This is a genomic window from Burkholderia sp. E168m22 (genome assembly GCF_001319805.1).
GTDB lineage: Bacteria > Pseudomonadota > Gammaproteobacteria > Burkholderiales > Burkholderiaceae > Burkholderia > Burkholderia orbicola.
The window spans coordinates 15,656-31,660 of record NZ_BBSK01000037.1 but is presented as its reverse complement, the minus strand read 5'-3'; the positions used below and the strand labels follow the sequence as shown (position 1 = coordinate 31,660).

General features: G+C 68.5%; 16 protein-coding genes. 5 read left to right on the top strand and 11 right to left on the bottom strand.

Going from position 1 to position 16,005, the window contains the following annotated elements; all coding sequences use genetic code 11:
• Positions 1–4 precede the first annotated feature (4 nt).
• Positions 5–646 (bottom strand): arylformamidase, encoded by a 642-nt coding sequence (kynB, locus tag AP428_RS10485; protein ID WP_011546066.1) that lies wholly within the window; start codon positions 644–646, stop codon positions 5–7.
• A gap of 129 nt (positions 647–775) precedes the next feature.
• Here kynB and AP428_RS10480 point away from each other — a divergent pair, with 129 nt between their 5' ends.
• Positions 776–1,276, top strand: coding sequence for an Lrp/AsnC family transcriptional regulator (locus AP428_RS10480; protein ID WP_006477992.1), 501 nt, complete (start codon positions 776–778; stop codon positions 1,274–1,276).
• Here the strand turns inward: AP428_RS10480 and AP428_RS10475 are convergent.
• The 3 genes from AP428_RS10475 to AP428_RS10465 all read right to left on the bottom strand — a co-directional run bounded on the left by AP428_RS10475 (position 1,263) and on the right by AP428_RS10465 (position 4,121).
• Complete coding sequence (locus AP428_RS10475; RefSeq protein ID WP_006477993.1) at positions 1,263–1,772, bottom strand: flavin reductase family protein; 510 nt, start codon at positions 1,770–1,772, stop codon at positions 1,263–1,265. The genes AP428_RS10480 and AP428_RS10475 overlap by 14 nt on opposite strands.
• Before the next feature lie 280 nt (positions 1,773–2,052).
• Positions 2,053–2,718 carry a hypothetical protein gene (locus tag AP428_RS10470; protein ID WP_011546065.1) on the bottom strand — a complete coding sequence of 222 codons (666 nt, stop codon included), beginning with the start codon at positions 2,716–2,718 and terminating at the stop codon, positions 2,053–2,055.
• Positions 2,715–4,121, bottom strand: coding sequence for a selenium-binding protein SBP56-related protein (locus AP428_RS10465; protein ID WP_011546064.1), 1,407 nt, complete (start codon positions 4,119–4,121; stop codon positions 2,715–2,717). The genes AP428_RS10470 and AP428_RS10465 overlap by 4 nt, the downstream gene beginning before the upstream one ends.
• A 565-nt stretch (positions 4,122–4,686) precedes the next feature.
• Between AP428_RS10465 and msrA the strand changes: the two genes are divergently transcribed.
• Complete coding sequence (gene msrA / locus AP428_RS10455) at positions 4,687–5,247, top strand: peptide-methionine (S)-S-oxide reductase MsrA (protein ID WP_011546062.1); 561 nt, start codon at positions 4,687–4,689, stop codon at positions 5,245–5,247.
• Between the two features lie 25 nt (positions 5,248–5,272).
• Here the strand turns inward: msrA and AP428_RS10450 are convergent, their stop codons facing one another.
• The 3 genes from AP428_RS10450 to pdxH form a co-directional block, all read right to left on the bottom strand.
• The gene (locus AP428_RS10450) at positions 5,273–6,574 is read right to left on the bottom strand and encodes a DUF72 domain-containing protein (RefSeq protein ID WP_011694384.1); all 1,302 of its coding nucleotides are present in this window, start codon (positions 6,572–6,574) and stop codon (positions 5,273–5,275) included.
• A gap of 23 nt (positions 6,575–6,597) precedes the next feature.
• On the bottom strand, positions 6,598–7,818 hold the full coding sequence (locus AP428_RS10445) for a cyclopropane-fatty-acyl-phospholipid synthase family protein (protein ID WP_006477998.1): 1,221 nt from the start codon (positions 7,816–7,818) through the stop codon (positions 6,598–6,600).
• A 121-nt stretch (positions 7,819–7,939) separates the two neighbouring features.
• On the bottom strand, positions 7,940–8,584 hold the full coding sequence (gene pdxH / locus AP428_RS10440; protein ID WP_011546060.1) for a pyridoxamine 5'-phosphate oxidase: 645 nt from the start codon (positions 8,582–8,584) through the stop codon (positions 7,940–7,942).
• A gap of 128 nt (positions 8,585–8,712) precedes the next feature.
• Here pdxH and AP428_RS10435 point away from each other — a divergent pair, with 128 nt between their 5' ends.
• Entirely contained in the window at positions 8,713–9,570 is an 858-nt protein-coding gene (locus AP428_RS10435; RefSeq protein WP_011546059.1) for a ThiF family adenylyltransferase, read from the top strand.
• Between the two features lie 148 nt (positions 9,571–9,718).
• On the opposite strand, the gene trxA is transcribed toward AP428_RS10435, so the two are convergent.
• Positions 9,719–10,567 carry a thioredoxin gene (gene trxA, locus AP428_RS10430; protein WP_011694383.1) on the bottom strand — a complete coding sequence of 283 codons (849 nt, stop codon included), beginning with the start codon at positions 10,565–10,567 and terminating at the stop codon, positions 9,719–9,721.
• Positions 10,568–10,619: 52 nt separating this feature from the next.
• The gene (locus AP428_RS10425; protein ID WP_011546057.1) at positions 10,620–11,501 is read right to left on the bottom strand and encodes a pirin family protein; all 882 of its coding nucleotides are present in this window, start codon (positions 11,499–11,501) and stop codon (positions 10,620–10,622) included.
• 257 nt (positions 11,502–11,758) lie between these two features.
• Here AP428_RS10425 and AP428_RS10420 point away from each other — a divergent pair, with 257 nt between their 5' ends.
• A complete protein-coding gene (locus AP428_RS10420) occupies positions 11,759–12,637 on the top strand; it encodes an O-acetylserine/cysteine exporter (protein WP_011694382.1) in 879 nt (292 codons plus the stop codon).
• A gap of 44 nt (positions 12,638–12,681) precedes the next feature.
• On the opposite strand, the gene AP428_RS10415 is transcribed toward AP428_RS10420, so the two are convergent.
• Both AP428_RS10415 and tsaE read right to left on the bottom strand, forming a co-directional pair.
• Positions 12,682–14,208: an N-acetylmuramoyl-L-alanine amidase gene (locus AP428_RS10415; protein ID WP_023477625.1), complete on the bottom strand. Its 1,527-nt coding sequence runs from the start codon at positions 14,206–14,208 to the stop codon at positions 12,682–12,684.
• Complete coding sequence (gene tsaE / locus AP428_RS10410) at positions 14,190–14,741, bottom strand: tRNA (adenosine(37)-N6)-threonylcarbamoyltransferase complex ATPase subunit type 1 TsaE (RefSeq protein WP_041489242.1); 552 nt, start codon at positions 14,739–14,741, stop codon at positions 14,190–14,192. The genes AP428_RS10415 and tsaE overlap by 19 nt, the downstream gene beginning before the upstream one ends.
• A 17-nt stretch (positions 14,742–14,758) precedes the next feature.
• Between tsaE and queG the strand changes: the two genes are divergently transcribed.
• Entirely contained in the window at positions 14,759–15,994 is a 1,236-nt protein-coding gene (queG, locus tag AP428_RS10405) for a tRNA epoxyqueuosine(34) reductase QueG (protein WP_011546054.1), read from the top strand.
• Positions 15,995–16,005 lie beyond the last annotated feature (11 nt).

Here is a 16,005-nt window from a genome sequence, read left to right as displayed (position 1 = left end):
GTAATCAGGAAGCGTGCGCGGGCAGCGCGCGCAGCACCGCGCGCACGGGGCTCGCGTCGAGTGTCGCGAATTTGAGCGGCAGCGCGATCAATTCGTAGTCGCCGGGCGGCACGTCGTCGAGCACGATGCCTTCGAGGATCGCCATCCGGTGCGCGCGCACGCGGTGATGCGCGTCCATCGTCTTCGATTCCTGCGGGTCGAGCGACGGCGTATCGATGCCGATCAGCTTCACACCGTGCGCGGCGAGCAGGTCGACGGTATCGGGTGCGACCGCGCAGAAATTGCTGTCCCATTGTTCGACCGCGGCGCGCGCATACGTGCGCAGCAGCACGCGCGGCGGTACGCCGTCGAGCGCGGCTTCCACATCGGCCGGCCGCACGACCGGCGACGCGCCGATGCAATGAATCACGCGGCACGGGCCGAGATAGGTATCGAGCGGCACCGCGCCGATCGGCGCGCCGTCGGCATCGTAGTGCAGCGGCGCGTCGCAGTGCGCGCCCGTGTGCGGCGACAGCGTCAGGCGCGCGACGTTGACCGGCGAACCGGCCTCCATCCGCCATACGCGTTCGACGGCAACTGGCGTATCGCCCGGCCACACGGGGGTGGCGGGGCTGACCGGCGGCGAGATGTCCCAGAGTGTGTCCATGGCATGACGAAGCGTGAGTCGATCCTTCGAATGATAGGTGGACGCTCGCAGAAAGTGCTTGCGAAATAAACATGGACAATCCGCCGGATTGGCAGATAATTCGACTCAGAGGGAAAACGGGGACCAAAAATGCACGCGATCACGCTCGATGCCACCGACTGCCGGATTCTGGCGGTACTGCAGGAGGAGGGCAGAATCAGCAATCTCGACCTGGCCGAACGCATCTCGCTTTCGCCATCCGCCTGCCTGCGTCGCATGCGCCTGCTCGAGGAGCAGGGCGTGATCGAGCACTATCGCGCGTGCCTGAGCCGCGAGAAGCTCGGCTTCGAGCTCGAGGCGTTCGTGCAGGTGTCGATGCGCAACGAAGAGAATCAATGGCACGAGCGCTTCGCGGAAGCGCTGCGCGAATGGCCGGAGGTGGTCGGCGCGTTCGTCGTGACGGGCGAGAGCCACTATCTGCTGCGCGTGCTCGCGCACAACCTCAAGCACTATTCGGATTTCGTGCTGAACCGCCTCTACAAGGCGCCGGGCGTGATGGACATCCGGTCGAACATCGTGCTGCAGACGCTGAAGGACGAAGCCGGCGCGCCGGTCGGACTGGCGCGCACGGGGGCGATCAAAGCGGTGTGAGGCCGTGGAAGCCGCCGCCGTGGAACACGAGCGGCGGGGCCGTTTCCGATACCGCGCGCACGCCGCAGCGTTCCACTTCGCCGACGAAGATCACGTGGTCGCCTTCGTCGTAGCGGCTGCGGTTGTGGCATTCGAACCACGCGAGCGCGCCGTCGAGCACCGGCATTCCCGAGTTGCCGGCCGCGTGCGCGATCCCTTCGAAACGATCGCCCTTGTAGGTCGAGAAGCGCTTGCACAGGTCGAGTTGCGACGCCGCGAGCACGTTCACCACGTAATGGCTGTTGCCGCGGAACACCGGCGTCGACGCCGATTTGTGCGCGAGGCTCCACAGCACGAGCGGCGGATCGAGCGACACCGAATTGAACGAGCTGGCGGTGATGCCGATCAGCTGGCCGGACGGCGCGCGCGTCGTGATCACCGTCACGCCCGTCGCGAACTGGCCGAGTGCCTGCCGGAAGGCGGCCGCGTCGAAATCCGGCGGATTGGCGTGGCTCATCGGGCAGCCATCCGGAACGGGACGGGCGGGCGCGACACGACACGGGCGTGACGGGCGCGGCGGACGAAAAATGACAACGCGGTCGATTGGGAAGGGGTGCGCATGGCCCGATTTTAGCGGAATCGGGGCCGCCGGACCCGGTCGGGCGGCGCATCGCGACGGCAGGGTGACGTAGCGAACACTGCGGCGCGCAGCCGGCAGCGCCGTTCCGTCACGTTTTTTAACGGTGCGGCCATTCCATTCGGTGCCGCGTTGCGCGAACGGGTCCTCGCTGCCCGCACTATCGCGCCGCCGCCAGCCCGAGCGACAGCGCTCCCGTCACGATCAGGCTCGACGCCCACACCGCATCGAGATTGAACCAGCTCCGCGCCACGAACTTCAGCCCGAGATAGCGGTACACGAGCCACGCGAGCCCGCCGCCGGCGGCGATCATCGCGGCTGCATGCACGGCCGCGACGACAAGCGCCATGCCGAGATGCGCATCGACGAGCAGCGCCGCCGCGCGGTGGCCGGCATCCCGGTCGAGCCCGCACAGGCCGAGGTAGATCGGCACGAGCATCAGCCCCGCGCCGTGCGCGAGCGCGACCGCGAACGACCACAGGCCGAGCCGCGCCGGCGCGATCCGTGCAAGCGCCCGCGGATGCCGGCGCCGGATCAGCAGCACCGCGCCGAAGCCGATCACGAGCGCGCTCGCGCCGATCCGGATCGCCGTCTGCCACGCGAGCAGCGCGGCAAGCAGCCCGAACGGCAGCATCACCGCGAAGACGGCCAGCGCATGACCGAGCGCGAGATAGCCGAGCGCCGCGACGAGCGCGCTGCCGCGGCGCGTCATTAGCGCGTTCGATACCGCGAGCGGCCAGCCCATCGCCGGGTTGAGCCCGTGATAGACGCCGCTCGCGAGCACGGCCGCCCACAGCGCGAACGGCGCGTGAAGGCTGGTGCTCAACGCTTGACCGACGGATAGCAGAACGAGTCGGTCGAGCAGTCGCCGCCTTCGAGCCGGATCTGGTGCGCGCGATAGCCGTCGGGGAATTCGACCCAGTAGTCGTCGGCGAGCGTCAGCCCGCCGTCCGGCCCCGCGTGCGCGAGCACCTGCGCGGCCGGCACCCCGTCCGGATAGAACTGGTCGTCCCACGTCGAATAGAGCGAGTTGGTCCAGTACACGCGCCGGCCGTCGCGGCTGATCTCGACCATCTGCGGGCCGCCCGCGAACGTGCGGCCGTTCGGGTGCGGCGCACGGCGCGCGATGCCGCCGATGCGCACCGACCCCGCGAGCACCGGGTTGTGCGGGTCCGACACGTCGTACTGGCGCATCTCGCCGGTGCCCCAGCACGACACGTACAGGAAGCGGTCGTCGAGCGACAGGTCGATGTCGGTCACGAGCGGCGGCACCGCGCCGAATCCTTGCAGCAGCGGCGGCAGCTCGTCGGCCGTGGCCGGCTCGGCCGGGATCGTCGCGGTTTTCTTCACATGGAACTTGCCGCCTTCGCGCCACCAGGTCCAGATCGAGCCCTCGAGATTGGTCGTATCGACCACGACGCCGACGAACCCGTATTCGCGCACCGGGTCGTGCGCGGGCCGCACCTCGAGCGCCATCTGGTGCTGCGCGCCGAGATCGATCGTCTGCACGTTGCGCCGCGCGCGCAGGTCCCAGAAATGCAGCCGGTGCCCGTACTTGTTCGCGAGCAGATCCTCGGGGACGATCCCGTTCTCGAATTGCGGCGGCAACGCCCATTCGCTCGACACCATGTAGTCGCGCGGCAGGTTCCACCAGAAGTCGTAATGCTTGTCCTGCGGGCCGCGGTCGATCTCCCAGCGGCCGAGCACGTCGAAGGTCTCGCAATCCATGATGAAGATGCCGGGCGCGCCGTCGGTGCCGTCCTTGCCCGCGCCGCCCAGCGTGCTCACGTAGATGCCCTCGGGCCCGCAATGCACGGTGTGCGGCCGCGAATAGCCTGTCTTCGCGAAGATCTCGTCGGGCTCGATGATCTTGTGGATGCGCGCCTGCGTCGGGTGCGGCTTCGTGTCGATCACGTAGATGCGCGACGAGCGCAGGCCTGGGATGATCAGGAAGCGGCGCTCGAGGAACGCATGGCCGGTCAGCGGCGACAGCGACGACGAGCACGCATTCCAGCCGAAGTGATGAAATTCGTCGCCGGTGTTCGGCATCGTCACCGTATGCACGATCTTGCCGTACGTCGACGAGCCGGGCTTCACGTCGATCACGGCGAGCGCGTCGGGTCTGGAAAAATCGGGGCTCAGCAACAACGTATAGGCAAATTCCTCCGCCGGCGCCTGCATCGCAAGCTCGGGCGAAGCGTGAAACGTCGGGTCGGGCCGCATGCTCATGGTGATGTCCTCTGAATGGTGTCGAATCGTGGACGCACGGCCGTTCGTTGCGGGCGTGCGGACTGCGGTGGCCGCGCGGCGCGCATCATGCCGGCGCGGCGATCGGCCAGGCGGACGCCCGCGTCGGCGACGCGCGCGATGCCGTGCATCAGGTCGTGAAAGCGGGAAAAGGCGAGAGGTTGGCGCGCCGCGCACTCGGTGAACCGGGCGCGCGCCATCGCGATGGCGCGATGGATGTAGCGGCGACGGGGCCCGCGACGCGGGCGATGTCTGTTAAGGCGTGCATATCGATGTTCCGGCAGATGATGTGGGCATCGGGGTCGGGCATGCATCGGACGCTGCGCGGGTGCGACGGGTTGGCCGCCGCTTGCGCGTGCCTAAGTGTAGACGAGAAACACGCGGCGGGGCGCGTGCGGCGCCCTGTCCGATCTGCCAGTTGTGCGCACGAGTGAGATACTTGACGAAGTGCCGCTGCCTCCCGCCTCGCGGGGCGGGCAGCGGCGATGCGAAACGATGGCGCCGGCACTGGCGTGCCGGCTGCCGTCATCCACGAGGGACTGATTTCATGGGGAACGAGATGCTTGAAACCGCGACGCTCGGAGGCGGGTGTTTCTGGTGCACGGAGGCCGTGTTTCTCGACGTCGATGGCGTGACGGCCGTCCAGTCGGGTTATGCGGGCGGCCATACGCGCAACCCTGGCTATCGCGACATCTGCGAAGGCGACACCGGCCACGCGGAAGTCGTCAACGTGACGTTCGATCCGGCGCGCATCGGCTATCGCGAGATCCTCGAGATCTTCTTCGCGACGCACGATCCGACCACGCTGAACCGGCAGGGCAACGACGTCGGCACGCAGTACCGGTCGGTCGTGTTCACGCATTCGGATGCGCAGCGCGACACGGCGCTCGACCTGATTGCCGAGCTCGAACGCGAACAGGTGTTCGGCCAGCCGATCGTCACGCAGGTCGTGCCGCTCGACGGCAACTACTGGCCGGCCGAGGACTATCATCAGAACTATTACGCGCGCAACCCGGGGCAGGGCTATTGCTCGGTCGTGATCGGGCCGAAGCTCGCGAAATTCCGGCAGAAGTTCTCGCACCGGCTGAAGTCGCTGCGCGGCGCGTAAGCGTCGGCGGCGGCGGAAACCGCGGTCACGCCGCCTCGTTGCGCCACTGTGCGCACGCGGCGGCGATTTCGCGTGCGAGCGCGATGCACGACAGCGGCGCGGAGCCTTCCGCCTTGTTGTTGATCGTGATGATCACCGGCTGCCCGGCCAGCGCGTAGCGCGCGGCCAGTTCGGCGAGCGCCGAGCGGGTGGCTGGGTCTTCGTCGACGAGCTTGTCGAACGGCTCGTATTTCGCCTTCGCCTGCTCGTACTTGAAACCGCCGTGCAGGCTCCAGCGTACGATCAGCGGGCCCGGCGCGTCGCCGTCGAGCAGCGCGAGCGCGGCGGCCTGGCGCAGCGGGTCGGGCATCCGCGCGTGCAGGCCGACGCAGTAGCGCACACCGAGCGCGGCCAGCGCGCGGATGAAGCGCGGCGTGAGCAGGCTCGCGTCGCGGATCTCGATCGCGTAGCGCGTGCCGTCGGCATCCGGCGGCAGCGACGGCAGCGCCGCGAAGAACGCGGTGAGCCGGTCGATCAGCGCGGCCGGTTCAGCGAGCAGTTGGTCGGGCAGCGGCGAGAACTGGAACACCAGCACGCCGGCTTTGCGGCCGAGCCCGTCGAGGCACGGCTGGACGAATTCGCGGGTCGCGAGCTGGGCATCGAGGAAAGTCGGGTTCGGCCCGGACGGCTCGCCGCGCCGGCCGCGGATCACCGCGTCGGTCACCGCGGCCGGCGCCTTCACGACGAAGCGGAAATCGTCGGGCACCTGTTGCGCATAGCGCAGGTAGTCGGCCACCGACAGCGGGCCGTAGAACGACCGGTCGAGGCTCACGCTCCTCAGCAGCGGATGCGCGCCGTACGCTTCGAGCCCTTCGCGCGACAGCTTCGTCTGCGCGAAATCGCCGTCGTAGACGATGCCGTTCCAGCCGGGGAAGTACCACGACGACGTGCCGAGCCGTACGTTCGGCGGCAGGCCGGCCGCAGCGGCGGCGACGTCCGCCGAGATCGGCGCGGGAAGCACGCCGCGTTTGCGGCGGCCTTTCTTCGGCGCGGCGACCGGCGGGGACGGTTCGTCCCACAGCAGGCCGGACGACGGGACAGGTTCGTCGTCGTCGGCGGGTCGGGAGGTCGTACGGGCGGGCGGTGGTGCCGGTCGTGCGTCTTCCGGCGTGTCCGGCGTCACGTGCTCATCGGGGCTGGCGGGTTGCTCGTCGTCCGCTGGCGATGCGCGTGCGGCATCCGTCGGCATGCCGAACAGGTCGAATTGCCCGTCGGCGTGCGACTCGTCGGTGTCGTCGCGCTGCTGTCGTTGCGGCGGCGCCTTGCGCCGCGTCCTGCCGTCACCCATGCATGCCCAGCGTGATGCGCCGCCTAGCGCGGCAGCGCGTGTTCGTACATGTAGCGCCGCGACCACGGCAGCGTTTTCGCGCTGCGTCCGGCCTTGCGGCACACGATCTGGAAGATCGACACGTCGTCGTGCTCGAACGCATACGCGCAGCCGGCGAGATACACGCGCCAGATACGGAATTTTTCGTCGTCGACGAGCTTTCTCGCTTCCTCGGCTTTCGCTTCGAAATTTTCCGTCCAGATATCGAGCGTGCGCGCATAGTGCCGGCGCAGGCTTTCGACGTCAACCGCCTCGAGTCCGCCGCGCTGCGCCGCTTCGAGCGCGAGGCTGATGTGCGGCAGCTCGCCGTCCGGGAACACGTAGCGATCGATGAATTCGCCGCCGCCGAGCGCCGTTTCGCCGCTTTCCGCGTCGGTCGACGTGATCCCGTGGTTCATCGCGATGCCGTCGTCGGTGAGCAGGTCATGCACGCGCGAGAAATAGAGCGGCAGGTTCTTGCGGCCGACGTGCTCGAACATCCCGACGCTCGTGATGCGGTCGAACTGGCCTTCGATCTCGCGGTAATCCTGCAGACGAATCTCGATCTTGTCTTCGAGCCCCGCGGCCTTCACGCGCGCGGTCGCGAGGTCGAACTGGTTCTGCGACAGCGTCACGCCGAGACACGTCGCGCCGAACTTCTGCGCGGCGCGCAGCACGAGCGCGCCCCAGCCGCAGCCGATGTCGAGCAGGCGCTGGCCGGGCTGCAGCTGGATCTTCGTCAGGATGTGGTCGATCTTCTTGATCTGCGCGGTGGCGAGATCCTCGTCGCCGTTCTCGAAGTACGCGCACGAGTACACCATGTTCTCGTCGAGCCACAGCTGGTAGAACTCGTTCGAGACGTCGTAGTGGTACTGGATCGCCTTCTTGTCGGTGCTCTTCGTGTGATTGAAGTAGCGCTTCACGCGTGCGAGCTTGCTGGCGCTCGTCACGGTGCTGCGCGCGAGCGAGTAGCCGATGTTGATGATGTCCGACAGCTTGCCTTCGATGTCGATCTTGCCCTTCACGTACGCCTCGCCGAGATTGTCGAGGCTCGGTTCGAGCAGCAGCGGCAACGCCGACGCGCTGTTTACCTTCAGCGTGACCTGCGGCGCGCTGAAGGTGCCGAAATCGAGTTGATCGCCGTTCCACAGCACCAGTCGCGCCGGTATGTTCGCTTTCGCCCGTACTTCATCCGCCCACTGTGCCAGCTTCTTTTCCCAGAACATTTGGATTCTCCGTTTGTTCGTTGAATCGAATACAGCCAAGTATCCTGACCGGCGCCCGCCGCTTGCGGCGCGGGCACCCGGATGCAACACGAGACACGACCGGCGCGCACCGGCGCCGCGCTTACGGCGACAGGCGCGAGATCGTCCAGCCCGACGCCGCCGCGGCGTCGCGCGTATAGAGCAGGCGGTCGTGCAGCCGCGACGGGCGCCCCTGCCAGAACTCGATCGAGTCGGGCACGAGGCGGTAGCCGCCCCAGTGCGGCGGGCGCGGCGGGTTGTCGCCGTAGCGCTCGCTGACGGCCTTCTCGCGCGCCTCGAGCGTCGCGCGGCTGTCGATCACGGCGCTCTGCTCCGACGCCCATGCGCCGATGCGCGAGCCGAGCGGGCGCGACGCGAAATAGCGGTCGCTTTCTTCCGCGCTGGTTTTCTCGATCCGGCCTTCGATGCGCACCTGGCGCTCGAGCTCGATCCAGTAGAACAGCAGCGCGGCTTGCGGATGCACGGCGAGATCGTGACCCTTGCGGCTTTCGTAATTGGTGAAGAAGACGAACCCGCGTTCGTCGACGCCCTTGATGAGCACGATCCGGGCCGACGGCCGGCCGTCGGCGCCGACGGTCGCGAGCGTCATCGTGTTCGGCTCGGGCAGTTTGGCGGCGAGCGCCTCCTTGAACCAGCGATCGAACTGGGCGAAGGGGTCGGGGGCGGCATCGGCTTCGTCGAGCGAAGCACGTGAATAGTTGATGCGGAGATCGGCGAGAGTCGTCATGTTATGCAAACGCTTCAATCTGGGGCCAGTATAGCGAACGCGCGAGAATCGTGCGTGCACAGTGGCGCGTGGGAGCGGGGAGTTCAGGCAGAATAGAGGGCTGCACGACTTACGTTTTCCTTGCTGCCATGTCCTCCGCCGACGCTGCCCCGCCCAGTTCTTTCGATCTTACCCCGACCCCGGAAATCCAGCTTGACGTGGATCGCGCGCGGCGTTTTGGCGGCGTCGCGCGCCTGTATGGCGCGCCGGCCGCGGCCGCATTCGAGCGGGCGCACGTCGCGGTGATCGGGATCGGCGGCGTCGGGTCGTGGGTGGCCGAGGCGCTCGCGCGCAACGCGGTCGGCACGCTGACGCTGATCGATCTCGACAACGTCGCGGAAAGCAACACGAACCGGCAGATCCATGCGCTCGACGGCAATTACGGCAAGCCGAAGGTCGACGCGATGGCCGAGCGCATCGCGCTGATCGACCCCGCGTGCCGCGTGAACCGGATCGAGGATTTCGTCGAGCCCGACAACTTCGACGCACTGCTCGGCGGCGGTTTCGACTACGTGATCGATGCGATCGACAGCGTGCGCACGAAAGTCGCGCTGATCGCGTGGTGCGTCGCGAAACGGCAGCCGTTGATCGTCGTCGGCGGCGCGGGCGGGCAGCTCGATCCGACGCGCATCCGCATCGACGATCTCGCGCTGACGATCCAGGACCCGCTGCTGTCGAAGGTGCGTGCGCAGTTGCGCAAGCAGCACGGTTTTCCGCGCGGGCCGAAGGCGCGTTTCAAGGTCAGCGCCGTGTATTCGGACGAGCCGCTGATTTACCCTGAAGCGGCGGCCTGCGACATCGAGGACGGCGCGGAGCCATCCGCGGCCGCGCACGTCGCGGGGCTCAACTGCGCGGGTTTCGGTTCGAGCGTGTGCGTGACCGCGAGCTTCGGTTTCGCGGCGGCCGCGCATGCGCTGCGAGCGATCGCGGCACAGGCGGCCGGCTGAGCGTGCAACGCGCGGGCAGGAAAGGGTGATGCTGCGGCGCGGGTAACGCGCGTCGAGCGATACGGCAGGTCAGCCGGGCCATCGTGGCCCGGCCTCTCGTGGCCCGGCCTTTCGTGGCCCGGCCTTTCGTGGCTCGGCTCGTCGTACTTCAGTTGAGCGCCATGCTCAGCTTGCGTCGCCACGCGGCGACGAGGTCGGGGCGATCGCCGGCCAGTTCGAACACCGAGATCATCGTGCGGCGGCCGAGATCGTCGCCGTATGCGCGATCGCGCGTCACGATTTCCAGCAACTGTTCCAGTGCCCCTTCGTACGCGCGCCGCGCGATCAGGCTCTGCGCGAGGTCGAAGCGCGCGTCGAGATCGGCGGGATTCGCCGCGATGCGCGCTTCGAGCGCGTCGGTCGGCGGCAAGTCGGCCGTGGCGTCCAGCGCGTCGAAACGGGTCTTGATCGCCTGGTAGCGCGGATCGCCGTTCTGCACGGTTTGCGGCGACAGGCGCTCGGTTTCCGCGCGCGCGGCGTCGACCTCGTTGCGCGCGAGCAGCAGCTCGATCAGGTCGAGGCGCGCGTCGTCGTAGCCGGGGTTCAGCGCCAGCGCCGCTTCGAGGTGGGCGAGCGCATCGTCGAAGCGCTGTTCGGCCATCGCATATTGCGCGGCGCGGCGCTCGGCTTCCTCGGCCGCCGGCAGCAGCCGGTCGAGGAACGCGCGCAACTGGCCCTCGGGCAGCACGCCGACGAACTGATCGACCGGGCGCCCGTCGGCGAACGCGATCACATGCGGGATGCTGCGCGTCTGGAAGTGCGCGGCGAGTTCCTGGTTCTCGTCGACGTTGACCTTCACGAGCTTCCAGCGGCCTGCGTAATCGGCCTCGAGCTTTTCCAGCAGCGGGCCGAGCGTCTTGCAGGGGCCGCACCACGGCGCCCAGAAGTCGACCAGCACGGGCGTATCCAGCGACGCCTCGATGACGTCTTTCTCGAATGTGGCAAGCGTGGTGTCCATGTCGTTCTCTCCCGTTCGAATGTCGTCAGGATGGGGGCGGCGCGCCGCTTTTTCAACGCGGCTTCGCTTCGGGCAGCGGAATCCATTCCGTCTCGCCAGGCACCTTGCCCATTTCCTGGCGCGTCCACGCCGCTTTCGCCCGCTCGATCGCGTCGCGGCTGCTCGCGACGAAATTCCACTCGATGAAGCGTTCGCCGTCCATCCGGTCGCCGCCGAGCAGCATCGCGCGCGCGCCGCTGGCGCTCGTCAGCGTGACCGTCGCGCCCGGCGCGAGCACGGCCATCTGTTCGGCCGGTACCGGCGTGCCGTCGATCGCGAGCGCGCCGTCGACCACGTAGACCGCGCGCTCCTCGTGCGATGCATCGAGTTCGAGCCGGCCGCCGGCCGCGAATTCGGCCGCGACGTACAGCGTGCGCGAGAACGTCGTCACGGGCGAGCGCAACCCGAACGCGTCGCCGGCGATCACGGTCAGCGCCACGCCGTCTTCGTCGCGCTTGGGCAGCGTGTCGGCCGCGTGGTGCTCGAACGACGGCTCGGTCGTCTCGTGCGCCTGCGGCAGCGCAACCCAGGTCTGGATGCCGTGCACGGTGTGGCCGCTCGCGCGCTGCGCGTCCGGCGTGCGCTCGGAGTGGACGATGCCGCGGCCGGCCGTCATCCAGTTCACGTCGCCCGGCACGATTTCCTGCAGCGAGCCGAGGCTGTCGCGGTGCAGGATCGCGCCGTCGAACAGGTAGGTGACCGTCGCGAGCCCGATGTGCGGATGCGGGCGCACGTCGAGCCCCGTGCCGGCGGACAGCGTGGCGGGCCCCATGTGATCGAAGAAGATGAACGGGCCGACGAGGCGTGCGGCGAGCGCGGGCAGCGTGCGGCGCACCTGCAGGTTGCCGATGTCGCGCACGTGCGGCTTCAGCAGGGCTTTGATCGAGTCGGTCATGGGGGCCTCGTGGGGAACGGCTGGATTGCCGGTCATTGTACTGGCGGCGCGGCGCTGCGCGTGACGGGGGAGCGCGAAACGCGCGCGGCGCGATGCACCCGCGGCAGGCACGCGTCGTGCGGCATCCTCCGCCGTGCGCAGGCCGCCGCGCCCGCCGCCGATTCCATACGCGCCGCGCGGGTATCGGGCCGGGCGGCGAAACCCGGTAGACTGACCGGCTTCATACCGACAATTCGACAATCGAGGAGACGCCGATGATGGCCCCGAAGGACTTGCTGCTCGCGCTGGTCGTGATCCTCGCGTGGGGCGTGAACTTCGTCGTGATCAAGGTCGGCCTGCACGGCATGCCGCCGATGCTGCTCGGCGCGCTGCGCTTCACGCTCGCGGCCGTGCCCGCGGTGTTCTTCGTGCGCCGGCCGCAGATTTCGTGGCGGCTGCTGGTGCTGTACGGCGCGACGATCCAGCTCGGCCAGTTCGTGTTCCTGTTCACCGGCATGTACGTCGGCATGCCGGCCGGCCTCGCATCGCTCGTGCTGCAGTCGCAGGCGTTCTTCACGCTGGTGTTCGCGATGCTGTTCCTCGGCGAGCGGCTGCGCGTGCAGAACCTGGTCGGGCTCGCGATTGCCGCGGGCGGGCTCGTCGTGATCGCCGCGCAGGGCGGCCGCGCGATGACGCTCGCGGGCTTCCTGCTGACGATCTGCTCGGCCGCGATGTGGGCCGTCGGCAATATCGTCACGAAGAAGGTCGGCAAGGCGAACCTCGTGTCGCTCGTCGTGTGGGCGAGCCTTGTGCCGCCCGTGCCGTTCTTCCTGCTGTCGCTGTGGTTCGAAGGGCCGCAGCGGATCGCGACCGCGCTCGCCGGGCTCGACGGCGCATCGATCTTCGCGGTCGTTTATCTCGCGTTCGTCGCGACGCTGCTCGGCTACGGGCTGTGGAGCCGCCTGCTGTCGCGCTACCCGGCCGCGCAGGTCGCGCAATTCTCCCTGCTGGTGCCGATCATCGGGCTCGCGTCGTCGGCGCTGCTGCTCGACGAGCATCTGACGCAGGCGCAGTTGATCGGCGCCGCGCTCGTGATGGGCGGGCTCGCGGTGAACGTGTTCGGCGGGAAACTGCTGAGCCGCTTCGCGGCGTCGTGACGCGCCGGCACGCACTGCGTGCCGGCGGGGGGAAGCGGTGGCGCTCAGGCCATCCGGCTCTTCGCGAGCGGCGGATTCGCGGCGAAATAGCGCTTGATGCCGCGGAAGATCGCGTCGGCCATCTCGTCGCGATAGCTGTCGTCGTTGAGCCGGCGCTCTTCGTCCGGGTTGCTGATGAACGCGGTCTCGACGAGGATCGACGGAATGTCGGGCGCCTTCAGCACCGCGAACCCGGCCTGCTCGACCGAGCCCTTGTGCAGCTTGTTGATGCCGCCGACTTCCTTCAGCACGTAGTTGCCGTAGCGCAGCGAGTCGCGGATCTGCGCGGTCGTCGACATGTCGAACAGCGCGCGGTTCACGGCCGCGTCCGCCGTCTTGATGTTGATGCCGCCGATCAGGTCCGACGAATTCTCCTTGTTCGCCATCCAGCGCGCCGCGGCGCTCGTCGCGCCGTGGTCGGACAGCGCGAACACCGACGAGCCGCGTGCGGACGGCGTCGTGAACGCATCCGCGTGGATCGACACGAAGAGATCCGCGCCGACGCGGCGCGCCTTCTGCACGCGCACGTTCAGCGGCACGAAGAAGTCGGCGTCGCGCGTCATCATCGCGCGCATGTTCGGCGCGGCGTCGATCTTCGCGCGCAGCTTCTTCGCGATGTCGAGCGCGATGTGCTTCTCGTACGTGCCGTTGCCGCCGATCGCGCCCGGATCCTCGCCGCCGTGGCCCGGGTCGATCGCGACCGTCAGCAGACGCACGGTGCCGCCCTTGCCGGATTTCGGCGCGGTGAACTTGTAGGTGTCGCCGTCGTCGTCGCTGTCGTCGCGGCGCGCGATGACGGGCGGCGGCTTGACGGCCGGCTTCGCGGGCGTCGACGGCGTGCCGGCGGCCGGCGGCGCGTGCGGCGTGGCCGGCGTGTTCTGCGCGAAACGCTGGAAGAATGCGTCGCTGTTGTCGCCCGCGCCGGGCGGCGGGGTGCCGGGGCCCGCCAGCGTGGACGGCGGCTGCATCTGCTGCGCGCGCGCGGTGTCGTTGAGCGCCTGTTCCTTGCGTTCCGTCTGCGCGATCAGGTCGGACAGCGGATCGGGCGCGACGGCCGGATACAGGTCGAACACCAGCCGGTACTTGTACGTGCCGACGGGCGGCAGCGTGAACACCTGCGGCTTCACCGAGCCTTTCAGGTCGAACACCATCCGCACGACGTGTGGCTGATACTGGCCGACGCGCACCGACTGGATCTGCGGATCGTTCGGCGCGATCTTCGAGACGAGGTCGCGCAGCGCCTGGTCGAGGTCGAGGCCGCTCAGGTCGACGACGAGACGGTCGGGACCCTGCAGCAGCTGTTGGCTATTCTGCAGCGGCTGGTCGGATTCGATCGTGACGCGCGTGTAATCGCGTGCGGGCCACACGCGCACGCCGAGCACCGACGACGCGTGCGCGAGCCGCGGCGCGACGAGACCGAGCACCAGCGTCGACGCCCCCGCGCGCAGGATCTGACGGCGCCGCCAGTTGTGCGTCGCGGTGGCCGCCGATTCGATCGAGCGGAACGGTTTGATCAACATCTTTCGAGACATGCCTTTCCTGAAGCGCTGTACGCCCGGACGGTGAGGGCACGGCCGTCGCCATCCACGTCGAGCGAGAAAACCAGATCGGGCACGCCGAGCAGGGCGCCCGCCTGTTGCGGCCATTCGACGAGGCAGATCGCGGTGGAATTGAAATATTCGCGAAAGCCTGCATCGGACCATTCGGCCGGATCGTTGAATCGATACAGATCGAAGTGATAGACCTCGAGTTCCCCATCGCTGCGTTCGAGCGCGTACGGCTCGACGAGCGTATAGGTTGGGCTGCGCACACGCCCCTCGTGGCCGAGGCCGCGCAGGATCGCGCGCACGAGGGTCGTCTTGCCCGCGCCGAGATCGCCGACCAGCTGGATCTGCAGCCCGTCGAACGTATGCGCGCGGTCGAGCTCGAGGCGCGCCGCGTCGAGCGCGTGCGCGAAGCGGGTGCCGAAGGCCTCGGTTGCCGCTTCGTCGGCGAGCGCGACCACGCGCTCCGCGAGCGGGGCGGGCAACGTGGCATGAGGCGGTTGGCTGGACGTGGCTGGCATTCTCGTAAAATAGTGCGATGAACCGACTACCGGAACGCGCCGCATCCGACAGGCCTTCGACTCGTGACGAAGGCGCGGCGCCGTGCGCGCTCGACGATGCGGCGTTGACTGCGCTCGCCGCTCGCATCAGGGCGTGGGGGCGCGAATTGGGTTTCGGGGCGATCGGCATCAGCGATACCGATCTCTCGGATGCCGAAGCGGGCCTCGCCGCCTGGCTGGAAGCCGGATACCACGGCGAAATGGATTATATGGCGAAACATGGGATGAAACGCGCGCGGCCGGCCGAACTTGTGGCCGGTACGCGACGCGTGATCTCCGTGCGGCTCGCCTATTTGCCGGGCCAAACGCTCGCGGCCGACGCGCCCGCTGGCGAGCCCGGCGCGCTCGTGCCGCACGACTGGCGCGCGCGCGAACGGGCGCGGCTCGAGGATCCGCAGGCGGCCGTCGTGTCGATCTATGCGCGCGGCCGCGACTATCACAAGGTGCTGCGCAACCGGCTGCAGACACTCGCGGAGCGCATCGAGCACGAGATCGGCGGGTTCGGCTACCGCGTGTTCACCGATTCGGCGCCCGTGCTCGAGGTCGAACTCGCGCAGAAGGCCGGAGTCGGCTGGCGCGGCAAGCACACGCTGCTGCTGCAGCGCGATGCCGGCTCGCTGTTCTTTCTCGGCGAGATCTACGTCGACCTGCCGCTGCCGACCGACGCGCACACGTTGCCCGACACCGCGCCCGAGACGCCCGGTGCGCACTGCGGCAGCTGCACCCGCTGCATCGACGCGTGCCCGACCGGTGCGATCGTCGAGCCGTATCGCGTCGATGCGCGCCGCTGCATCTCGTACCTGACGATCGAACTGAAAGGCAGCATCCCCGAGCCGCTGCGGCCGATGATCGGCAATCGCGTGTACGGCTGCGACGACTGCCAGCTCGTGTGCCCGTGGAACAAGTTCGCGCAGGCCGCGCCCGTCGCCGATTTCGACGTGCGGCACGGCCTCGACCGCGCGACGCTCGTCGAGCTGTTCGCGTGGGACGCGGAGGCATTCGACACGCGGATGCAGGGCAGCGCGATCCGGCGCATCGGCTACGAAAGCTGGCTGCGCAATCTCGCGGTCGGGCTCGGCAATGCGCTGCGCGCCGGCGCGGACCGGCTCGCGCCGCCCGCGCGCGATGCGATCGTCGCCGCGCTGCGCGCCCGGGCCGACGATCCGTCGCCGGTCGTGCGCGAGCATGTCGAATGGGCGCTGCGAGCCGCGTGAAGGCGGCGTAA